The sequence below is a fragment of the Nitratidesulfovibrio sp. 1201_IL3209 genome (assembly GCF_036763125.1).
Taxonomy (GTDB): domain Bacteria; phylum Desulfobacterota; class Desulfovibrionia; order Desulfovibrionales; family Desulfovibrionaceae; genus Cupidesulfovibrio.
Map to the genome: position 1 here is coordinate 1 of NZ_JBAIYT010000018.1, position 20,727 is coordinate 20,727.

The 20,727-nt window shown below is 69.4% G+C and carries 14 protein-coding genes and 1 rRNA gene; 10 read left to right on the forward strand and 5 right to left on the reverse strand.

All coding sequences use genetic code 11. From position 1 onward, the window contains the following. Positions 1-128: ribosomal RNA gene (locus V6B97_RS09850) — 16S ribosomal RNA — on the reverse strand; the annotation flags it as partial. 653 nt (positions 129-781) lie between these two features. On the opposite strand from V6B97_RS09850, the gene rdgC reads away from it, so the two are divergent. The 7 genes from rdgC (at position 782) to V6B97_RS09885 (ending at position 9,244) form a co-directional block, all read left to right on the forward strand. Further along, positions 782-1,399 (forward strand): recombination-associated protein RdgC, encoded by a 618-nt coding sequence (gene rdgC / locus V6B97_RS09855; protein WP_333506337.1) that lies wholly within the window; start codon positions 782-784, stop codon positions 1,397-1,399. A gap of 22 nt (positions 1,400-1,421) precedes the next feature. Next, positions 1,422-1,958, forward strand: a complete 537-nt coding sequence (locus V6B97_RS09860; protein WP_333506338.1) for a hypothetical protein — start codon at positions 1,422-1,424, stop codon at positions 1,956-1,958. Positions 1,959-2,222: 264 nt separating this feature from the next. Continuing rightward, entirely contained in the window at positions 2,223-3,257 is a 1,035-nt protein-coding gene (locus V6B97_RS09865; protein ID WP_333506397.1) for an ABC transporter permease, read from the forward strand. Continuing rightward, on the forward strand, positions 3,254-4,108 hold the full coding sequence (locus V6B97_RS09870; protein WP_333506339.1) for an ABC transporter permease: 855 nt from the start codon (positions 3,254-3,256) through the stop codon (positions 4,106-4,108). The genes V6B97_RS09865 and V6B97_RS09870 overlap by 4 nt, the downstream gene beginning before the upstream one ends. 3 nt (positions 4,109-4,111) lie before the next feature. Continuing rightward, a complete protein-coding gene (locus V6B97_RS09875) occupies positions 4,112-5,899 on the forward strand; it encodes a glycosyltransferase family protein (RefSeq protein ID WP_333506340.1) in 1,788 nt (595 codons plus the stop codon). 13 nt (positions 5,900-5,912) lie between these two features. Next, positions 5,913-7,565: a DNA repair protein RecN gene (locus V6B97_RS09880; protein ID WP_333506341.1), complete on the forward strand. Its 1,653-nt coding sequence runs from the start codon at positions 5,913-5,915 to the stop codon at positions 7,563-7,565. Positions 7,566-7,702: 137 nt separating this feature from the next. Beyond that, the gene (locus tag V6B97_RS09885) at positions 7,703-9,244 is read left to right on the forward strand and encodes a hypothetical protein (protein ID WP_333506342.1); all 1,542 of its coding nucleotides are present in this window, start codon (positions 7,703-7,705) and stop codon (positions 9,242-9,244) included. Positions 9,245-9,337: 93 nt separating this feature from the next. Here V6B97_RS09885 and rnr read toward each other — a convergent pair whose 3' ends face one another. The 4 genes from rnr to V6B97_RS09905 all read right to left on the reverse strand — a co-directional run bounded on the left by rnr (position 9,338) and on the right by V6B97_RS09905 (position 15,130). Continuing rightward, a complete protein-coding gene (gene rnr / locus V6B97_RS09890) occupies positions 9,338-12,214 on the reverse strand; it encodes a ribonuclease R (protein WP_333506343.1) in 2,877 nt (958 codons plus the stop codon). A gap of 181 nt (positions 12,215-12,395) precedes the next feature. After that, a complete protein-coding gene (gene lpxK, locus V6B97_RS09895) occupies positions 12,396-13,514 on the reverse strand; it encodes a tetraacyldisaccharide 4'-kinase (protein WP_333506344.1) in 1,119 nt (372 codons plus the stop codon). Positions 13,515-13,747: 233 nt separating this feature from the next. After that, positions 13,748-14,455, reverse strand: coding sequence for a Bax inhibitor-1/YccA family protein (locus tag V6B97_RS09900; protein ID WP_333506345.1), 708 nt, complete (start codon positions 14,453-14,455; stop codon positions 13,748-13,750). A gap of 249 nt (positions 14,456-14,704) precedes the next feature. Further along, entirely contained in the window at positions 14,705-15,130 is a 426-nt protein-coding gene (locus V6B97_RS09905) for a hypothetical protein (RefSeq protein WP_333506346.1), read from the reverse strand. Positions 15,131-15,531: 401 nt separating this feature from the next. On the opposite strand from V6B97_RS09905, the gene V6B97_RS09910 reads away from it, so the two are divergent. The 3 genes from V6B97_RS09910 to V6B97_RS09920 all read left to right on the forward strand — a co-directional run bounded on the left by V6B97_RS09910 (position 15,532) and on the right by V6B97_RS09920 (position 20,727). Next, complete coding sequence (locus tag V6B97_RS09910; RefSeq protein ID WP_333506347.1) at positions 15,532-17,184, forward strand: LuxR C-terminal-related transcriptional regulator; 1,653 nt, start codon at positions 15,532-15,534, stop codon at positions 17,182-17,184. Between the two features lie 388 nt (positions 17,185-17,572). Continuing rightward, the gene (locus V6B97_RS09915; RefSeq protein ID WP_333506348.1) at positions 17,573-18,421 is read left to right on the forward strand and encodes a TorD/DmsD family molecular chaperone; all 849 of its coding nucleotides are present in this window, start codon (positions 17,573-17,575) and stop codon (positions 18,419-18,421) included. A 74-nt stretch (positions 18,422-18,495) separates the two neighbouring features. Next, a complete protein-coding gene (locus V6B97_RS09920; protein WP_333506398.1) occupies positions 18,496-20,727 on the forward strand; it encodes a molybdopterin-dependent oxidoreductase in 2,232 nt (743 codons plus the stop codon).

A 20,727-nucleotide genomic window follows, 5' to 3' on the forward strand; every position in this document is an offset into this window, starting at 1 on the left:
GGCAGATCATCCACGCGTTACTCACCCGTGCGCCGCTTTACTCAGGCCGAAGCCCTTTCACGCACGACTTGCATGTGTTAGGCACGCCGCCAGCGTTCAATCTGAGCCAGAATCAAACTCTCCAGTTGAAAAACTGAAGTCGCGCAGACACCCCGTACTTGGGACACCCGCACGATTGATTACTTATCGTAAAGGCTGATTCCTTCCCGACTCGCTATTTACTTGTCAAAGAACCGTGGTCTGTTCAGACCGCCGGCCGGACCAGTGCCCGAGCCTTTCCGCCGTGCACGTTGAGCGTGCGGGCGGACTTTCAGCTATGCTCCTTTCGGAGACATCCGTCAACACCCTTTCGCGTTTTTTTCGCGCCGGTCATGCTGACCTTTTGCCCCGTCCGATCCAGCGCACCCCCCTTGCAGGAGGCGTTGCCGGTTCCGTTCGGCGCGGAGGTGGTTTCTACGCGAAACCCGGATGAAGTCAACACCGTTTTTAAATTTTCTCAAAAATCACATTCAATACTCTGATAATACAGGCATAAAAAACGTATCTCCCCCGAACGAAAAACCCCTTGCAGGGGTACTCGCTCCCCCGGCGACATGCGTGGTCGCTTCCGGAACCACGACGATAGGCGGCAGTCCACCCCCGCTCGAAGATTTCGGACAGGCCACCGCACCCCGTGGGCATGCCGCCCGCCCGTCCGGTCCTGCGCACCATGCCCACGGGGTGGCGCGCCACGGCAAGATAGGCTAGGTATGTGCCCAATCCGCAACCAAGGGAGACACCAATGGGTTTTCTCAACGCCAGCAGCAGCTTCACCCGGTTCCGCATCGCGGACCCAGTGCCCGCCACCCTCTGGCCCACCCTGCCCGACAAGCTAAAACAGTTCTGCTTCCGCGACATCGACGCCACTTCCGACGAGCGCTCGTGGGGCTGGGTGTGCTTCGACGACATGCTCGACACGGCCTGGCGCACCGCCCCGCCCGAGAAGGGTGGCTACATCGCCTTTTCGCTGCGGCAGGACACCCGGCGCATCCCCGCCGCCGTGCTCAAGAAGCACCTGTCCCTGGCCCTGCGCGAGGAAGAGGCCCGCAACAAGGAGCAGGGCAAGAAGTTCGTCTCGCGCGAGCGCAAGAAGGAACTGAAGGAACAGACCCGGCTGCGCCTGATGTCGCGTTTTCTGCCCATCCCCGCGGAATTCAACGTGCTGTGGGCCATCGATACGGGCATCGTCTACTTCGCCTCCACCCAGTCGAAGATGCTCGACCTGTTCTCCGACTATTTCACGCTGACCTTCGACCTGCACCTGGAGCCGCTGACGCCGTACGCGCTGGCCGCCTCCATGCTGGACGAGGCCGCCATGACCCGGCTGGACACGCTGGAACCCACCCGGTTCGCCGGGTAGGCGCGCCGGACAAGGACACACGATGAGCGACACCCCCTATCTCGGCCAGACCACCGACGTGATCCTGGGCCAGGAATTCCTGACCTGGCTGTGGTACCGCAGCGAAACCGCGCCCGGCTCGTTCCGCATGCGCGACGGCAGCCCCTTCGGCGTGCACATGGAGCAGCGCATCTCGGTGCAGGGCGGCGAGGGCGAAAGCCTGGAGACCGCCACCGTGTCCGGCTCCATGTCGCCCCTGCGCGAGGCGCGCCTGGGCCTGACCACCGGCAAGAAGGTGACCCGCGCCCTGCTGCGCTTCGAGCGCGAGGCCGATTCCTGGCAGGTCAGCCTGCGGGCCGAGGACTTTTCCCTCAACAGCCTGAAGACCCCCACCGTGGAAAAGGACGGCGAGGGCGGGGACGACGATCCCGACGCCCGCCTGCTGGAGAAAATCTACCTGATCGAAACCTGCCTCGGCTTCCTGGACGAGGTGTACCGCCAGTTCATGGAGGTACGCCTTTCGCCCCGCTGGGCCGAGGAAGTGCGCGACCTGCGCGGGTGGATGGAGCACGAGGGCTAGGGGCCGCCCCCATCACTTGGCTTTGAGGACATCGACGACGTGACCAGCGATCTTCGCGACACCCCGCCACCGCCGCCCGCCGCCGGAGAAATCCGGACGGACGGCGCGCGGCCCGCGCCGGAGGTTCCCCCCTCTGGCGGGCAGCCCGCCAGCGCGGATGGCCTTGCCGGGTCTGGTGTCTCTGCCGGGTCTGGCGATCCCGCCGGGCCGGGCGCCCCCCACTCCCCCGACGGTGCCCATCCCCCCGCGCAGCGCCCCGGCCGCATGGCCGCCACGTTGCGCCGCATGGCCCGCAAGCTGGCATGGATGCTCTTCGTGTTCTGGGGCATCACGGTGATCAGCTTCTGGGTCATCCACCTGGCTCCCGGTTCGCCCACGGACATGCAGACCACCATGAACCCGCTGGCCGGGGCAGAAACCCGCAAGCGACTGGAATCACTGTACGGCCTCGACAAGCCGCTGCACGTGCAGTACGTGCAGTGGCTGGGCCGCCTGGCCCGGCTGGACTTCGGCAATTCCATGTCCAGCGACCCGCGCCCGGTGTGGGACAAGATCAAGGAACGGTTGCCGCTCACCGTGGGCATGAACGTGGCCTCGCTGGTGCTCACCCTGTTGTGCGCCATCCCCATCGGGGTGGCATCCGCCCATTGGCAGGGCAGGCTGTTCGACCGGGCCATGACGGTGCTGGTGTTCATAGGGTTCGCCATGCCGGGATTCTGGCTGGCCCTGCTGCTGATGCTGCTGTTCGGCATCCACCTGCAATGGCTGCCGCTTTCCGGCCTGACCTCGCTGGACCACGCCGCCATGACGCCGCTGGGCAAGGCGTGGGACATCCTGGCGCACCTGGCCATGCCCATCTTCATCTACACCTTCGGCAGCCTGGCCGGGCTTTCGCGGTTCATGCGCGCCTCCATGCTGGAAGTGCTGCGGCAGGACTACATTCTCACGGCGCGGGCCAAGGGACTGCCGGTGCGCACCGTCATCTTCCGCCACGCGCTGCGCAACGCGCTGCTGCCGGTCATCACCATCCTGGGGCTGTCGCTGCCGGGGCTCATCGGCGGCAGCGTGATCATCGAATCCATCTTCGCCCTGCCCGGCCTGGGGCAGCTGTTCTACCAGGCGGTCATGGCGCGCGACTACCCGCTGATCATGGGCAACCTGGTGCTGGGCGCGGTGCTGACCCTGATCGGCAACCTGCTGGCCGACCTGTGCTACGGCCTGGCCGACCCGCGCATCCGGCTCACCGGGGGCACGGGCGGCAACGGCAGCGGGGGCAATGGCGAAGGGGGCAACGCATGAGCGCGGCCGCCGCATTCTCCCCCCGCCGCTGGCTGCGTTTCTGGGCGCGCCACCCCATGCTGGCCACCGGCCTTTCGCTGGTGCTGGCCATGTCGGCGGCGGCCCTGCTGGCCCCGTGGATTTCCCCGCACGACCCCACCGCCCTGGACCTGACGGCCATCCTGCACCCGCCGTCTTCCGCGCACCCCCTGGGCACCGACGCCCTGGGCCGCGACGTGCTCTCGCGCATGCTGCACGGGGCGCGGGTGTCGCTGTGGGTGGGCTTCGTCTCGGTGGGCATCTCCGTCGCCATCGGCCTGGCGCTGGGGCTGGCGGCGGGCTACTTCGGCGGGCTGACGGACGAACTGATCATGCGCTGCGTGGACATCATGCTGTGTTTCCCCTCGTTCTTCCTGATCCTTGCGGTCATCGCCTTCCTGGAGCCCAGCCTGCTGAACATCATGGCGGTGATCGGGCTCACCTCGTGGATGGGCGTGGCCCGTCTGGTGCGCGCGGAAACCCTGTCCCTGCGCGAGCGCGACTTCATCGCCGCCGCCCGGCTGGCCGGGGCCGGGCCGGTGCGCATCCTGGGCCTGCACGTGCTGCCCAACGCCGTGGCCCCGGTGCTGGTGTCCGCCACGCTGGGCGTGGCCGGGGCCATCCTGACCGAATCGGCCCTCAGCTTTCTGGGGCTTGGCGTGCAGCCGCCCATGCCCAGCTGGGGCAACATGCTGCTGGAAGGCAAGGACGTGCTGGAGATAGCCCCGTGGCTGTCCATTTTTCCGGGCTGCGCCATCCTGTTCACCGTGCTCGGCTACAATCTGCTGGGCGAAAGCCTGCGCGACCTGCTGGACCCGCGCCTGAAGCGCTAGGCCATGCGCATCGCCTGCGTCGGCACGCACCTGGCAGCCGCGTTCCGGCGCATGGGGCACGAGGTGCTGGACCTGCATCCGCCCGGCGGCATCGTGGACATCACCGCCCTGCTCGACGCGCGCGGCTTCGCCCCCGACCTCTTGGTGCAGCAGGAAACGCTGGGCGCGCGGGTCATCCTGGCCGGGCTGGAAACCTTGCGCTGCCGCAAGGCGTACTGGGCCATCGACAGCCACCTGAACATGCACTGGCACCGCCATTACGCGCGGCTGTTCGACGTGGCGTTCACCCCCCACCTTTCGCTGTTCCGGGCGCTGCCGCCGCAATGGCGCCACCCGCGTCCCGTGCATCTGGCCATGAGCGGCCATGACCGCCCGTGGCGCCCCCACGCGCAACGCGACCACGACATTTCCATGGTGGGCGTGCTGGACCGGCACCGCCCCCTGCGCGGCTGGCTGGCGGACCTGCTGCGCCAACATTTCGGCGTGCAGGCCCGGCAGGGCGTGCCCTTTGCCGAAATGCTGCGCCTGTACGGCGACACCCGGCTCATCCCCAACGAATCCATCGGGTTCGAGGTCAATTTCCGGCTCACGGAAGGGGCCTCGTGCGGGGCCTGCGTGCTCACCCCCGACGTGGGGCCGGACCAGGACGCGCTGTTCGACGACGGACGTGAAATGGTGGTCTACGCCGACGGCCTGGACCTGCTGGAAAAACTGCGCTTCCTGCTGCGCAAGCCGGACGTGGCCGAACGCATCGGCCGCGCCGCGTGGGAACGGGTGCAGGGGCAGCACCTGCCGGACCACCGGGCGGCGACGGTGCTGCGCGCCATGGACGAGGCGCCGGATGGAGCCGCCACCGGGGCGGACGGCGCCGAGGCCCTGTGGCTGGCGCTGTCCCACAAGCAGCGCGGCGGCATGCTGGAACTGCCGCCCGGCACCCTGGCCGCAGCGCTGGATGCGCTGCCCGAAACGCCCGCCAGCCTGGCCGCCCGGCTGCGCGCCGCCGCGGAACCGTCCAAGGGGCAACCGCCCCTGCCGGTGCGCGAAACGCCCGCGCTGGCGGTCCTGCTCGACCGGCTGCTGGCCACCGGAGCACATGCCGACGACGTGGACGTCAACGTGGCCGCCGCCGGGGCCGCGCTGGTGCGCGGCGACCTGAAGGCCGCCAAACCCTTCTGGTACCGCCTGCATCAGGCGCGGCAGGTGCGCGAGCCGGAAAAACCCCGGTCGGCGTACCACGCCTGCCTGCTGTGGGCGGAACTGCTGCGCCGCGAGGGCCGCGACGCCCAGCCGGGGTTCACCTACGATCCGCAGCGCCACTGCCCCGAGGCCGCCTTCGAAATGCTGGTCCTGGCCCAGCGCTTCGGCGGCGGCGACCTTGAATGGATGCGGGGGGTTGAACGCTTGACTTCACGCCGCAAGGCGCTCACCTTCTACAGGCTCGGCATCCTCGCGCGCCTGGCGCTGGAACCCGGCGCGCCTTGGCGCACCCAGGCCGAATTCGGCCTGACCAGCCTGCGCGCCTACCGCGTGGAGCAAGGGCTGCACGAACTGGCCGAAGCCGGACGGCGCGCCACGGCGGACGGACAGGAGCGGGCCTTCCTGCGACTGCTGGACGGGCACGGCCCCGGCGGACACCTGCGTCGGGGGCTGGAAGCGCCGCCCGCCGCATCGTCCCCCACGGCGCGAGGCGCGGGACCGGATGCGGGACCAAATGCGGCACCGGACGCCAAAGCCGACATTTCACCGGAGGCCGCCTCCGCCCCCACGGCGGACGGCGACGGCCGGACCTGAGCAAGGACACCTCATGCTGGAATACCTGCGCATTCGGGACCTCGCGCTCATCGAGGACATGGAACTGGACTTCGCCCCCGGCCTCAACGCCCTTACCGGCGAAACGGGCGCGGGCAAGAGCTTCATCCTCAAGGCGCTCAACTTCCTCATCGGCGACCGCCTGGCCTCCGACATGGTCCGCCCCGGCAAGGACAAGGCCCACGTGGAAGCCCTGTTCGCCCTGCCCGACGGCGACATGGTGCTGCGCCGCGAACTGACGGCCGACACCGGCCGCAGCCGCCTGTTCATCAACGACCGGCTGAGCTCGCAGGACGCGGTGCGCGACATGCGCGCCTCGCTGGTGGTGCACACCAGCCAGCACGGCCAGCAGAAGCTGCTGCAACCCGCCTTCCAGGCCCGGCTGCTGGACGAATTCCTGAACCGGCCGGATCTGGTGGCCGCCCGCGACGAAGCCTTGAAGGCCCTGCGCGAGGTGGCCGCGCAACGCGAAGAACTGGCCGCCCGCGCCCGTTCGCTGGAAGACCGGCGCGACGTGCTGGAATTCCAACAGCGCGAGATCGACAAGGTGGCCCCCGAGGCGGGCGAAGAGGAACGGCTGGAGGAACGCCGCCGCGCCCTGCGCGACATGGCCGCGGCGCAGGAAGCGCAGGAGCGCGCCCTGGCCGTGCTGCGCGGCGAGGACGGCCCCGGCGTGGCCGAGGCGTTGGGCCTGCTGGAACGGTCGCTGGACGGGCTGGCCCGCCTGGCCGCCGCCCCCGGCGACGATCCGAACTCGTCTGGCGATGCCTCCGGCTGGTCTGGCGACCTGGCCGCCATTTCCGCCTTCCGGCAGGGGCTGTCCGACCTGGAACGCCGCCTGCGCCGCCGTCCGGCGCCCGCCGCGTCCGGCTCCGACGATGACGACCTGGACATGGAATCCATCGAAAAGCGGCTGTACGAACTGGCCCAGTTGAAGCGCAAGCTGCGCCGCACCCTGGACGAGATCGTGGACCTGCGCCGAGAGATCGAGGAAAATCTTTCGTTTCTCGACGCCTGCCGCCTGGACCTGCGCACCCTGGAGCGCGAGGAGGAAGCCCTGAAGGAACGGCTGTGCGCCGTGCTGGCCGGACTGAACCCCGCCCGGCACGAGGCGGCCGCCCGGCTGGCCCAGGCGCTGGAGGGCGAACTGGCGGGCCTGGGCTTTTCCGAGCACGTGCGCGTGGCCTTCGAGTTCACCCCGCACGAGCCGTGGCCCGGCTGCGTGGAGGACCGGGCGCGCCTGCTGTGGGTGCCCAACCCCGGCCAGCCGCCCCAGCCGCTGGACCGCATCGCCTCGGGCGGCGAACTTTCCCGCTTCCTGTTGGCGGTGGTGGGACTGATGGCCCGCGACGAGGCCGCCACCCTGATCTTCGACGAGGTGGATTCCGGCGTGGGGGGCCTGACCCTGAACCGCGTCTCGGACCGGCTGGCCGCGCTGGCCGAACGTCGGCAGGTGATCCTGATCACCCACTGGCCGCAGTTGGCCGCCCGCGCGGGCCGACACTTCCAGGTCAGCAAGGAGGTGGCGGACAACGCCACCTTCACCCTGTGCCGCAGGCTGGACGGAGAGGACATCCGGAAAGAGCTGGCCCGCATGGCGGGGGGCGGCGGCCAGGGCGAAGCCATGGCCCGCGAACTGACTTCATGATATCGGCCGGGAACTGAGTTCATGATATCAGGTTGACAATCCGCCCGTCAGCGGCCAGAGACATGGAGCGCCCCCATGTGCGAATGGGGGATTACACCCAGTTTCGCACCGCCGAACGACGCACGCAGGAACTTGCCATGACCGACGCGCGCAACCATGATCCCACCCAGGGCCCGCCGCCGGAAGAACGGCTGGCCGCCTACGTGGCCTGCCTGGCCGCCACCAAGGACCGCCGCGCCGTGCGCGAGGTGGTGGAGCGCGAGGTGTTGCTGTGCCTCATCCGCACCAACAGCGAGCGCATCAACGAATATCCCCTGCTCGAAACGCAGCAGCGGTCCATCATCGAAATCGTGGCCGCGCGCGGCGCCATGGACCCGCTGCACGAGCACATCCGCAAGCTGGTGGGCGAATTCGTGGCCCAGTTGGGGCAGTACGCCAAGCCCGGCGGGGCCGATTCCAGCCTGCTGCGCACCGGCCTGGTGAACACGGAAACCCTGCTGCTGAAATGCGTGCAGGGCGTGGTGTACACCACGGCGCTGTGCACCGACAATTTCATCGAAACCCTGGTGCGCGCCTACGGCGAAGAGGCCCTTGGCCCCTCCGACGCCATCACCGAATCCACCGAACTGGACGAGCAATACTGGCGCAGGCATTTCGCGCACTTCGTGGCGGGTCTGGTGGACGAAGCCTACGACGCCATCATGGTGCAGGAGGCGTTCACCCTGGCCAAGGAACGCTCGCTGCTGGTCATCCGCTACCCTTTCGACGCCCTGCTGGAACGGTTGTGCCGCACGCCCAGGCCCCTGGACAAGACGCGGGTGCAGAACCTGTTCGAGTACGAGACGCGCGACTTCGCCAGCCGCAAGGCGCGCAAGCTGGTGCACGACATCCTGCAGGGCATGGCCGCCCGGCCGGACTACCCCTTTGCCCCGGGCGACATCGACTTCATCAGCCAGATCGTGTGCATCGACCCCGCCGCCCGCGAGATGGAAAGGCTGCAAACCCTGCTGCTGTCCGGCGGCCTGTCCGGTGACCTGGCCGGCGCGGAAGCCGAGGCGCAAGGCGCGCCCGCGCCCGAGGTCAATCCCGAGCAGGTGCAGTTCCTGCGCGACCAGGTGGTGGGCATGGCGTGCAGCGTGGCCATCACCCTGAACCTGCTGCGCGAGGACTTTCTGCGCGCGCTGGACGGCTTCTCTCCCAAGGAGACGGCCGTCGTGCGCCGCACCCTGGGCGACTTTTCCCTGCCCTGTCTGGGCAAGGCCCTGCAATCGCTGCTGGAATTCCAGTTCGTCACCCTGTTGCGCCGCCGCGCGGGCGAGGACATGGGCAAGATCCACATCCGCACCCGCAAGGAGCGGCGCACCTCGGTGGCCGCCGTGGAAACGCTGTTCGATTCCGGGCTGACGCGCATCCGGCGCAACAAGTTGTGGCAGCAGGACCCCGGCCGGGCCAACATGCAGCTGTTCCGCCCCCAGACGGCCACGGAACTGGAATCGCTGCTGCACTTGTTGCAGATCGAGCCGCAACTGGCCCGCGAGATCGGCTCGCTGTGGACCGACGCCTCGTTCCGGGTGGAATTCGCCCTGTACATCAGCCTGGATCTGCTGTCGCGCTCCACCACCAACCTGAACCAGCGCCTGGCCGAACTGCTGGCCCGCTTCGGCATCACCCGGCTGTAGCGGAGCATGCCCCCCGCACCTTTCCGCAACGAAACGCCGCCCCGGAGGTTCTCCTCCGGGGCGGCTTCATATGTTCGGCATGAACGACGAAATCTAGGCTGCGCCGTCACTGCCCTTGGGCTTCCCGGCCTTGGCGGGCTTTGCCTGGTCCCGCTTGCCCTGATCCGGCTTGTCCTGATTCTGCTTACCCTGCCCGGACGTGGACGCCTTGGCCTTGGCGGGCTTGTCGCCGCCCGTCTTCTTCGGTGCAGCCGTGGTCGTGCCGCTCTTTCCGGATGCGGCGGCCTTGCCGGATTTGGCGGACTTGGCCGACTTGTCGGACTTGGCAGGTTTGGCGGCCTGGCCCTTGCCGGGCTTGGCGTCGCCAACCTTGCCCTCCGCAGCCTTGCCGGATTGGGCTGGCTTGACGGCCTTTTCCTCTCCGGCGTTCTTCGGGGCAGAGGGCTTCGGGGCAGCCCCCTTGCGGGCGGCGGGCCGGGGGCCGGGCTTGCCGCCCCGCCCCTTGCGCGGCGCGTTCTCGAACGGTTCCGGCAGTTCCGTGGGCATGGGGTCGTCCCAACTCGCGTCGGTGGTGGACCGGGCCCTGGCCTTGCGCGACGCGCGACCGGCATCCGCGGCGGCAGACGGAGCGGCGGCCGGTGCGCGGTCACCGCGCCCCGCGTCGTCACGCGGTCCGCGCCCCGCTCCGGGCTCCTCCCCACGCCCGTAACCGCGTCCGCCGCGCGCGCCCCTGCCGTCGCGTCCGTCGCGTCCTTCGCGTCCGGCGCGCACGGCACGATCACGTCCGGCAGGCCGGGGCTTCCTGGCGCCCGTGGACGCCACGGCGTCGGCGCCGGCCAACGCCAGGTTCACTTCCAGCCGGGCCACGTTGACCTCGGCCAGGCGCACGGTCACGGCCTGTCCCAGCCGGAAGCTGCGGCCGGTGCGCTCGCCCACCAGTTCCTGCCGCTCGGGCAGGTAGCCGTAGTAGTCGTCGTCCAGCGACGACAGGCGCACCATGCCCTCGGCCAACACCTCGTTGAATTCCACGAAGAAGCCGAAGTCGATGATGCCGGAAATGACCCCGGTGAACTCCTCGCCCACCCGTTCGGACAGGAACAGCACGGTGATGCGCTTGAGTATCTCGCGCTCGGCCTCCATGGCCACGCGCTCGTTGGTGTTCAGGGTGTCGGCGATGGTCAGCAGCGCCCGCTCGCCCGGCAGCGGCCCGTTCACCGGCAGCCCCAGCGTGCGGCGCAGCGCCCGGTGCACCACCAGGTCCGCATAGCGCCGGATGGGCGAGGTGAAGTGGCAGTAGCATTCCGAGGCCAGGCCGAAATGGGCTTCGTGCTCGGGCGAGTAGCGGGCCTGCATCATGGTGCGCAGGGCCATGCGGCTGACCAGGAATTCCTGGTCCGAGCCCTTGGCCGCCTGCAACACGCCCTGCAACGCCTTGGCCGACGGCTTGCCGGGCAGGTGCTGCGCCAGCGAGGTGCGGGCCAGCACCTTGAACAGCCCTTCCAGCTTTTCGGTGTCCGGTTCCGGGTGCACCCGGTACAGGAAGCGGGCGTTCTTCTCGGTCAGGAAGCGGGCCACCGCCTCGTTGGCAGCGATCATGAACTCCTCGATGATCTGGTGGCCGAAGTGGCGCACCTTGCGGCCGATGTCCACCGTCTCGCCGTAGATGTTGAAGATCACCTCCGGCTCGGGCAGGTCGAAGTCCAGGCTGCCGCGCTCGTCGCGCTTTTCGTGCAGCAGGCGGGCCAGCCGTTCGGCGCGTTCCAGCAGGGGCAGCACCGGGGTGAGCAGACGGCGTTCCTGCTCGTCCTTCTCGAACAGCGCCCGGTTGACCTGGCCGTAGGTCAGACGGGCCTTGGATTCGATGACGGCCGCGTAGAACTTGCTGCGGCCGGGGCTGCCGTCGGCGTAGAAGAAGGTTTCCGCCACCATGGCCAGCCGGGGCACGCGCGGGTTCAGGCTGCACAGCCCGTTGGAAAGGGCCTCGGGCAGCATGGGCTCCACCGACTGCGGGAAATAGTACGAGTTGGACCGGGCCTGCGCCTCGCGGTCCATGGCCGAGCCGGGCCGCACGTAGTGGGCCACGTCGGCGATGGCCACCCACAGCCGGTAGCCGGTGCCCTGCTCTTCCACATACACGGCGTCGTCGAAGTCGCGGGCCTTGGCCCCGTCGATGGTCACGAACTCCAGGTGGCGCAGGTCGATGCGCCCCTCCATGTCGTCGCGGCCGGGCGCGGCGGGCAGGGCCTGCGCCTCTTCCAGCACCTCGGGCGGAAAGTCGGTGGGCACGTCGTGGTTGATCTTCACCAGCCGTTCCTGCACCAGCACGTTGTCGTCGGCGCCCAGCACGGCAAGCCCGGTGGCCGCCCACAGGCCGTCCTCCACCTTTTCGCCGGGGGCCGCCACCACCAGGTCGCCCTTCTCGGCCTTTTCCTCCACGGCGCTCATGTCCACCACGAAGCTCACGGCCATGCGCGGGTCGGCCGGGCGGCAGAGCAGGCTGTGCCTGCCCATGCGGCGCACCACGCGGGCGGGTATCTCCTTGCGGCCCCGCTCCAGCACGCGCACGATGCGCCCTTCAGGATTCTTGCCGTGGCGGCCGGGCAGCAGGGCCACCACCACCTTGTCGCCGTGCCAGGCGTCGCCCATCTGGTAGGGGTGCACGTAGATGTCGTCGCGCCCCTTTTCCTCGGGCAGCACGAAGCCCATGCCCGAACGCTGGATGGACAGGGTGCCCGTGACCAGCCGCAACTGCTCCACAAGGCCCCAGGCCCCGCCGCGCAGGCGGATGATGCGGCCCTGCCGGACGAGGTCGTCCAGGCGGTCCTCCAGTTCCTTCTTCATGCGGCGGTGCAGGCCCAGCATGCGCATCAGCGCGTCGATCTTCAGCGGGCGGTGCGCCTCGCGGAACAGGGCCGCCAGGTCGTTCGCGTCGGGCAGCATGTAGCTTTCGTCGCGTTTCTTCTTTGTCATGTATGGATGTCCTTTCCGGCCGGGCCGGAGTGAAAGATGTCGAATGCGGGCGGGCTGCCTGTTGCGACCGGTTGCGACCGGTTGCGACCGGTTGCGACCGGTTGCCGCCGGTCGTTGCCAGCTGGGGCCAGCCGGGGCCAGCCGGGGCCAGCCGGGGCCAGCCGCCCCCGGCAAGGGGCGGTCAGTTCCGGCGGGCGGCGGAAAGCCCGGCCCAGCGGGCGGCCCACCATTCGGGAAAATTCGTCGCGGACCACAACGCCGGTCCGAATTCGGTCACCAGGTCGAAGGCCCACAGGTCCAACGGGTTCGCGCCACCGCGCCCGTCACCTTCGCCGCACAACGGCGCCAGTTTGACGGCGTCCTTGGGGGTGCACACCACCGCGCACCCTTCGGCCGCCAGCGAACGCACGTCGCCGGGGCCGTACGGATGATGGTCCGGAAAGATGCGGTGGCGCAGCGGCGGATAGCCGAAGAAGCGCGTGGCCGTGGCATGCACCTGCGCCGGTTCGCCCACGCCCGAGGCCAGCACGTAGGGCGCGCCGTCCAGATGGGGACGGGTGGCCGCCCCCTGCTCCGCCGGGCGCGGGTCCAGCCCCCGGGCCACCCGCACCAGGCCGCGCGGCGCAAGGCGAAAGCCGAACACCGGCACGCCGTGGTGGATCAGGCGGCGTTCCATCTGGGGGCCCAGGGCGTCGAACAGTTCCGGCTCGGCCTTCACGCAGAAGGCGTGCGCCCGGGCCAGCGCCCCCGCGCCCTCGCGCCACGAGCCCGCCGGGATGGTCCGGCCCCACTCGCCGGTGAGGTCCGCCGGGCGCAGCACCACGATGTCCAGGTCGCGGCGCACGGCCAGGTGCTGAAAACCGTCGTCCAGCAGGTACAGATGCGGGGAAAGGCGCGCTTCCGCCCAGTGCCCGGCCCGCCGCCGCACCGGGTCCACCAGCACGGCCGCGTCGGGGTTCTGGCGGGCCAGCATCAGCGGTTCGTCGCCCGCCTCCGCCGCCGTGTGGCCGGGCCGCACCAGCAGGGGCAGTCGGGACGGTTTCGCGCCGTAGCCGCGCGTGAGCACGGCGGCGGACAGCCCGTGCGCACCGCACCAGCGCAACAGCCAGTGCACCAGCGGGGTCTTGCCCGTGCCGCCCCAGCAAATGTTGCCCACCGACACCACCGGGCGCGGCGGGGAAAAGCGCGGCAGCAGGCCCGCCTCGTACGCGGCGCGGCGCGCGGCCATGCACGCGGCGTAGGCCGCGCCCAAGGGCCGCAGCAGGGGGGCGAGGGCCTTCTGCACGGCGGCGGCATTCATGACGTCACCCGGACTGATCCGGAAACAGGCAACGGTGTGCACATGCGCATAAGTCTATCATGCGCGGGCGCGCTTGTCGCCGGGGGAATGCGGGCGGGGGGCCGGGGCGGGACGGGATGGGACGGGATGGGACTTGCCGGACGGACGGGCCGGGGCCCGCACCGCCGCCACGAAAAAGGGGAGCTTGCGCCCCCCTTGGCAGTCACTGTCGGTCACGCAAGCCATGCGTGCGGCTAGTCGCGCGAGGAGCCGAACAGCCGCAGCAGCATCAGGAACAGGTTGATGAAGTCCAGATACAGCGTCAGCGCGCCCAGGATGGTGCCGCGCCGGATGGCGGTGGCGTCGTCCATGGGGGCGGTTTCGCCCATCATGCGCAGCTTCTGGCTGTCGTAGGCGGTCAGGCCCGTGAACACGATCACGCCGATGGCGCTGATGACCAGCGACATGGCCGAACTGCCCACGAAAATGTTCACCACGCTGGCGATGAGAATGCCGATGAGGCCCATGAACAGGAAGCTGCCCCACGAGGTGAGGTCCTTCTTGGTGGTCAGGCCGTAGAGGGACATGGCGCCGAACATGCCCGCCGCCGTGGCGAAGGCCTGGAACACCGTGCTCATGGTGTAGGCCAGCAGCACCGCGGAAAGGGTGATGCCGTTCAGGGCGCTGTACAGCACGAAAAGCCCGGTGGCCGCGCCGGCGGAAAGCCGCGCGATGCCCGCGCTGATGCCCATGACCAGGCCGATTTCGGCGATGATCAGGCCGATCAGCACGAAGCTGTTGCCGAACACCAGTTGCAGCATGGCCGGGCTCGACGCCGTGAACCACGCGGCGGCGGCCGTCACGGCAAGCCCCACGAACATCCAGTTGTATACACCGCGCATGAAGGCGTTGACGGTTTCCGCCCGCGCCCTCGTGGGCGCGGAGACCGTGCGTCCGAGCATGTCGAAACCTCCTGTAACGTTTGTGCGGAACGGCCGTTCCGGCGGGGCCGGTGAAGCATCCAGATTATAGTACGCCGCTCCAGCCAAGATAAATAACAATCCTTTGCTGCCCTGACAAGGGCGCGAACGCCATCTCCACGCGGAAACTCCCCCCCCCCGCCGCATCCGTGAGCCGCCCCATGCCCCCTGCCCTTGCCCGTACCGATCAGGCACGCCACATGACGCCGGACGCCAGCGCCCCGCAGCGACCTACGGCGCCACCTGAACCGCCACGCGCCGTTCCATCACCGTGCGGGCCTTGGCCCCCCCGCAACTGGACCGGGCCACCAGGGTCACCGTCAGGGCCAGTTCGTAGCGGCCCGGCGCGCTGAAGCGCAGCTCCGACTCCGGGTACCCGGTGGTGGTGGACACCCGTCCGCCGTCCGGCCCGGCGGCCTTGTCGATGTTCACCACGGGGAACACGCCGGAGGGCAGGGGCGGCCCCTCCAGTGCCACCACCACCGGCAGGGGGGTGCCCACGCGGGCAGGGACGGCGACAGTGCCGCCGCTTTCCGCCACGGCGGGGGCCACCAGCCGGGCGGTATGTTCCGGCGAGGTGAGCGGACACGGCTCGACCGCGGGACTGGCCGGGGCGGCGGGACTGGCGGCGGCGGGCGCAACCGCGTCAGCCGCCATGGCCGCTGCCGCGCCCGTCGCCCAGACGATCGCCCCCGCAAGCAACCCCGCGAGCGACCTCGCGCACAACCGGGCCAGCGGCAACGAAACAACGGATGCCCGTCGGCCACCCGGCCGCTCCGCCGCGCTCGGGGCGCGCCCCGCGCCGCCACACTCACCGTATTCCGCCACCACGGCCTCCAAAGGATTTCCGCCGGACACGCCCTTGTGTCCACGCGTGACTCGGGTAAAGAATAGCACAGCCGCACGGGGAAGCAACGCACCGGGTACCCATCGGGTATGCCGCGCGCGCCTTCCCGACGTCAACGCGGCGCATTCCGCCCCCGCCGTCCGCCACTCCGCCCGGCGTCCTTTCGGCATCCGTCCGGCAGCATGACGGGCGCAGACCTTCCGGAGTTCCCATGGCCGTCCGCACCCCCCGCACCTCCATCGCCCCCCCGGCCATGTCCGAGGCCGGGCGCACCACCGAAACCGGACGTTCCCCCGGTCTCCCCAGACACCACGGTCCGGGCGCGTCGGCCCTCTTCGCGGCGGCCCGCCCGGTGCTGCTGGGCATCGAAGGACAGATGGACCTGTTCCTGGCCCGCTGGTCCGAGCACATGCGCGCGGCGGGCTACCTGCGCCACACCACGGCCAGGCGGCAGGACTGCATCGATTCGCTGCTGGGCTTTTTGCAGCCCCTGCGCGCCGCGCTGCACGCCGGGCTTGCCCCCACCTTCGGCGACCTGGTGCGCGAAATCGAAGACGGCGTGGATGCCGACTCCCGGGACGGCTGGGGCCGCGAACTGCTGGCCTCGGCCCGCCGCCACCGCATGCGCGGCGTCACCGAGGCCATGTTCCTGGGCTGCTTCCACACCCTGATCCACGCGGTGCTGGACGTTGTGGAAGCCATGCCCGCCCCGCGCCGCGCCCGCGACGCGGCGGCCGAGGTGGTGCGCCTGTACGGCGACGCCTTCTCGGTGCTGTTCACCCGCCACTGGGAAACCCGCCGGGCAGAGGTGGATACCTCACAGTTGGACGAGGCCAACCGCCTGCTCACGCTGGAAAAGTGCAAGGTCGAGAACTTCCTGAACTCCACCTCGGACATGGTGCTGGCCATGGACGCCTCGGGCATCATCACCAGCGTCAACCGCGCCGCGCGCCAGCACCTGGCCGGGCGTGCGGTGCCGGGCCTGCCCATCTGGACCGCGCTGGGGCTGGAGGGCGAAAGCATGCAGGACCTGCTGCGCTTCTACCCGCTGGGGGTATCGTGCGAGATCACCCCCGCCGCCCCTGCCGCCCCCGACACCACGGACGACGACGCCACGGAGGCCGGACCCCTTGCGCCCGGCCGCGCCCGGAGCCCTCGGCGAGGCCGGACCGGAGCCGCACGGGCGGACGCGGCCCCGGCGGACATGACGCTTCCCGCCGCCGCTCCCGGCCAGCCGGAAGTGGGGCCGCCCCACGCCGCGCAGGTCTTCCGCATGCGCATCTCGCCGCTCAACGCCGTCAGCCTGGCCAGCGACGGGTACCTGGTCATGCTCACCGACGTGACCAGCCACGTGCACCAGCGCGAGGCGCTGGAACGGGTGGTGGCCGAACGCACCGAAGCCCTGCGCGAGGAAAAGACCCACCTGGAGGAAATGAACATCACCCTGCGCACGGTGCTGCGCAACATCGACGGCGAACGCGCCGAGATCAACCGCGAGGTGGCGCGCAAGGTGCACGCCATGCTGCTGCCCGCGCTGGACCATCTGGAGGCGGACATGGAGCCCGAGGTGCGGCGCGGCTACCTGACCGTGATCCGCGACCAGCTGATGCGCCTGGCCCCCGACGATGCCGGGCCGGACCCGCTGCTGCTGCGCCTGAGCCCGGCGGAAATGCGCATCTGCCAGTTCATCCAGGCGGGCAGCCCCACCAAGGAAATCGCCAGCGCCCTCAACCTGTCCGTGGAAACGGTGCAGACCCACCGCAAGAACATCCGCCGCAAGCTGGGCCTGCACGGCAAGGACGCCAGCCTGTGCGCCTTCCTGCGCAGCGCCCCCGGCCCCCGCTCCGCCCCGCCCGGAGAATAGGTTTGGGGGAATGACGCCGGGCGCATGATTATTTCGGGACGCCGGCACGGAGCCCGGCGCCCGGCAACGCCCCACCCGTCCCCTCCCTGCACTGCCGCCGTAGGCCGGACCACGCGGCGACGGCATGGCCGCAGCCGCCGGAAACCCTGCACTGGCGCCATGTTGCACGCCCTCTCCCGTCCACGGTCCCCTTCTCCGGGCTCCTTTCCGGATGCCCTCACCCCCTCATCCGGACACCGCCACTCCACATCGGGTAGATCGTACTACCCATTATCACCCCATTTCGTAGCCTTGTGACAACCGTGCTCCTCGACTAGCCTGCATATATCCAAAAACAGGCCACTGTCCGCGCGCCCGCGTGGCGGCGCGGACGGTCCGAGGAGACATCATGGATATCAACCCCACCCCGGCCGGTTCGGCCCCGCTCGACGCGGGGGACGCACGGGACGTCCCCGCCATCCCGGAGGGACATCCCGTGGGCGACGCGCGCCAGGCAGCCCTGTTGCGCGGCCTGCGCGACCTGTTCGCCGCGCGCAGCGCGGACGACCTGCGCGCGGCCTCGCTGGCGCTGGATGCCTGCGTCGCGGAACATGGCGGCCCCGCCTCCCTTCCGCCCAACGCTTCCGCCCGGCATGACCCGGCCACAGGGCATGCGCACCCGCCGGGCGAGGACCAGTGGCGCGAAGCCGAATACGCCTTCAACCGGCTGTTCGTGGGTCCCATGGCCGTGCCCGCGCCGCCCTACGCCTCCGCATGGCTGGAAACCGAGCCCCGCCTGATGGGCGAGTCCACCATGGACGTGCGCGCCCTGTACCACGCCCTCGGATATGCCGTACCCGGCGAAGGAACCACGCCCGACGACCACCTGAGCTTCGAACTGGACGCCGCCCTGGCCCTGCTGGCGTTGCGCGACGCGGACCATCCCGCCGCCATTGTCCCGTCGCCCGCCCACCCTACCCCCGCCGAAAAGGGCGAGGAGCCCGGACTGGCCGTGGAGGACGCCTGGCGCTGGCTGGTGGCGGAGCACATGGGCGCGTGGGTGCCCCGCTTCGTGCAGCGGGCCCTGGCCGAACCCGGCGTGCCCCCGGCCATCGCCCGCGCCCTGGCCCTGCTGCTGTGCTGGCAGGAAGACGCGGCCGCCGCCTGCGCCCACCACGCCGCCACCAAAGAAATCACCGGCGCGTCCGGCGTCGTCCAGGCAACGGACGCACCGGCACCCCATTCCCGCAGATCATGAAACCCACGGAGGTCATCATGTCCGACCACACCGGCAAAACCGGCATCCCCTCGCGCGGGGCGTCGTCCTGTTCCATGAGCAGGCGGAGCTTCCTCAAGGGGCTCATCGCATCCGGCGCGCTGGCCACGCTGCCCTGCGGGCTGCTGCTGCCCCGCAACGCGTCCGCCGCGCCCTTCAACAAGTCCGATTTCCAGATCTTCCGCAACGCCTGCCCGCGCAACTGTTACGACACGTGCAGCATGGTCACCTACGTCAGGGACGGGGTGGTCAGGTTCGTGGAAGGCGCGCCGGAATCCACCTTCACGGCGGGCGGGCTGTGCGTGAAGGGCTACAGCTACCCCCGGCGCGTCTACAGCCCGGACCGCATCAAGTACCCCATGGTCCAGGACGGGCGCGGCAGCGGCAACTGGCGGCGCGTCTCGTGGGACGAGGCCATGGAGCGCATCGCCCGCAAGCTGCTGGAGATCAAGGAAAAGGACGGCAACCTGCTGGGCCTTGCCCTTACCAAGTATTCCGGCAACTTCGGCATCACCAACTACGGGGTGGAGGGCATGATGTCCTCGCTGGGCTACACCACCCGCCTGGTGGGCACGCCCTGCTGGCCCGCGGGCATCGACGCCCAGAACTACGACCTGGGCGACATGTGGTGCAACGACCCGGAAGACATGGAAAAGTCACGCTACATCATCATCTGGGGCGCCAACCCCGCGTGGTGTTCCGTGCACTCCATGAAGTACGTCTACGCCGCCCGCGACCGGGGGGCCAAGATCGTGGTCATCGACCCCGTGCTGACCCAGACCGCCACCAAGGGCGACGTGGCCTGGCAGCCGGAAACCGGCAGCGACGGCGCGCTGGCCCTGGGCATGGCCCGGCACGTGCTTGACCTGGGCCTGGTGGACCGCGACTTCGTGGCCAACAACGCCGTGGGCTTCGAGGAATTCGCCGCGTACCTGCGCAGCAACGTCACCGTGGAGTGGGCGGCGGAGAAGTCCGGCATCCCCGCCGACGACATCCGCCACGTGGCCGAGGAATTCGCCACCGCCAAACCCGCCACCATCTGGATCGGCTACGGCATGCAGCGCCACATCAACGGCGGGGCCTCCGTGCGCGCCATCGACGCGCTGGTGGCCATGACCGGCAACGTAGGCAAGGTGGGCGGAGGCGCGCGCTACGGCCATTTGCAGACCTGGGGCTTCAACTACCACGCCATGATCCAGAAGGCCCCGGCGGGGTCCACCGGCTTCACGGGCAAGTCCGGCCCCAAGGGCGAGTTCGACGTCACGGCCGGGTCGGCGGCCCCCGCCGCCTACACCGACCGTGCCCTGAACATCAACAAGACCGCCCAGGAACTGCTGGACGCCCAAGACCCGCCGGTGCGGGTGCTGTGGTCGTCGTGCAAGAACCCCTTCGCGCAGGACTTCGACCGCAACAAGATGCTGCGGGCCTTCGAAAAGCTGGAGATGGTGGTCAGCGTCGAACAGTTCTTCACCGAAACGGTGCGCCATTCCGACATCGTGCTGCCGGTGACCACCCTGTTCGAGGAATGGACCGTCAACGCATCCTACTGGCACTACTGGGTATCGCTCAACGAGCAGGCCATCGCCCCCATGCACGAGGCCAAGTCCAACATCGAAATCGCGGCGCTGCTCTCGAAGCACATGAACCGCCTGTCGCCCGGTTCCTGCACCTACCCGCAGGACATCGACACCAGGGAATGGATGGAGAAGGAATTCAACAAGGGCGTGTACGACCTGCTCGGCATCAGCCACTGGCAGGACCTGCGCAAGGGACCGGCCAAGGCGAAGCTGGCCTCGTCCGCCTCGTGGAGCGACCGCACGTTCAAGACCCCCTCGGGCAAGTACGAGTTCAGGTCCGACCTGTGCGCCAGCCATGGCCACAAGGCCCTGCCGGAGTACAAGGAAGGCCGCAAGGCCTACGCCCCCTACCGCCTGCTGACCCCGCACAGCAAGTTCGCCATTCATTCGCAGTTCGCCAACCTGGACTGGATGGAGGAGTTCCAGACGGAGCCCTTCGTCTACCTGAGCCCCGCGCTGGCCAGGGCCAAGGGCATCGCCGACCTGGACACCGTGCGGGTGTTCAACCCCATCGGCGAGGTGAAGCTGCGCGCCAAGATCACCGAAACGGTGCCCGGCGACTGCCTGCTGATGTACGAGGCGTGGTTCCGCAAGCTGGACTTCAACGTGCAGAACCTTGTGGATGACGAACCGGCCGACATGGGCGCCTACAAGACCGGCGCGCCCGGCGTGGCCATTCACGACCAGTTCGCCGACGTGGCGAGAGCGTAG

What these genes read in the sequence shown, in the direction of transcription:
- rdgC (WP_333506337.1), top strand. Translation starts at nt 782, where the DNA reads ATGGGTTTTCTCAACGCCAGCAGCAGCTTCACCCGGTTCCGCATCGCG.
- V6B97_RS09860 (WP_333506338.1), top strand. Translation starts at nt 1,422, where the DNA reads ATGAGCGACACCCCCTATCTCGGCCAGACCACCGACGTGATCCTGGGC.
- V6B97_RS09865 (WP_333506397.1), top strand. Translation starts at nt 2,223, where the DNA reads ATGGCCGCCACGTTGCGCCGCATGGCCCGCAAGCTGGCATGGATGCTC.
- V6B97_RS09870 (WP_333506339.1), top strand. Translation starts at nt 3,254, where the DNA reads ATGAGCGCGGCCGCCGCATTCTCCCCCCGCCGCTGGCTGCGTTTCTGG.
- V6B97_RS09875 (WP_333506340.1), top strand. Translation starts at nt 4,112, where the DNA reads ATGCGCATCGCCTGCGTCGGCACGCACCTGGCAGCCGCGTTCCGGCGC.
- V6B97_RS09880 (WP_333506341.1), top strand. Translation starts at nt 5,913, where the DNA reads ATGCTGGAATACCTGCGCATTCGGGACCTCGCGCTCATCGAGGACATG.
- V6B97_RS09885 (WP_333506342.1), top strand. Translation starts at nt 7,703, where the DNA reads ATGACCGACGCGCGCAACCATGATCCCACCCAGGGCCCGCCGCCGGAA.
- rnr (WP_333506343.1), bottom strand. Translation starts at nt 12,214, where the DNA reads ATGACAAAGAAGAAACGCGACGAAAGCTACATGCTGCCCGACGCGAAC.
- lpxK (WP_333506344.1), bottom strand. Translation starts at nt 13,514, where the DNA reads ATGAATGCCGCCGCCGTGCAGAAGGCCCTCGCCCCCCTGCTGCGGCCC.
- V6B97_RS09900 (WP_333506345.1), bottom strand. Translation starts at nt 14,455, where the DNA reads ATGCTCGGACGCACGGTCTCCGCGCCCACGAGGGCGCGGGCGGAAACC.
- V6B97_RS09905 (WP_333506346.1), bottom strand. Translation starts at nt 15,130, where the DNA reads ATGGCGGCTGACGCGGTTGCGCCCGCCGCCGCCAGTCCCGCCGCCCCG.
- V6B97_RS09910 (WP_333506347.1), top strand. Translation starts at nt 15,532, where the DNA reads ATGGCCGTCCGCACCCCCCGCACCTCCATCGCCCCCCCGGCCATGTCC.
- V6B97_RS09915 (WP_333506348.1), top strand. Translation starts at nt 17,573, where the DNA reads ATGGATATCAACCCCACCCCGGCCGGTTCGGCCCCGCTCGACGCGGGG.
- V6B97_RS09920 (WP_333506398.1), top strand. Translation starts at nt 18,496, where the DNA reads ATGAGCAGGCGGAGCTTCCTCAAGGGGCTCATCGCATCCGGCGCGCTG.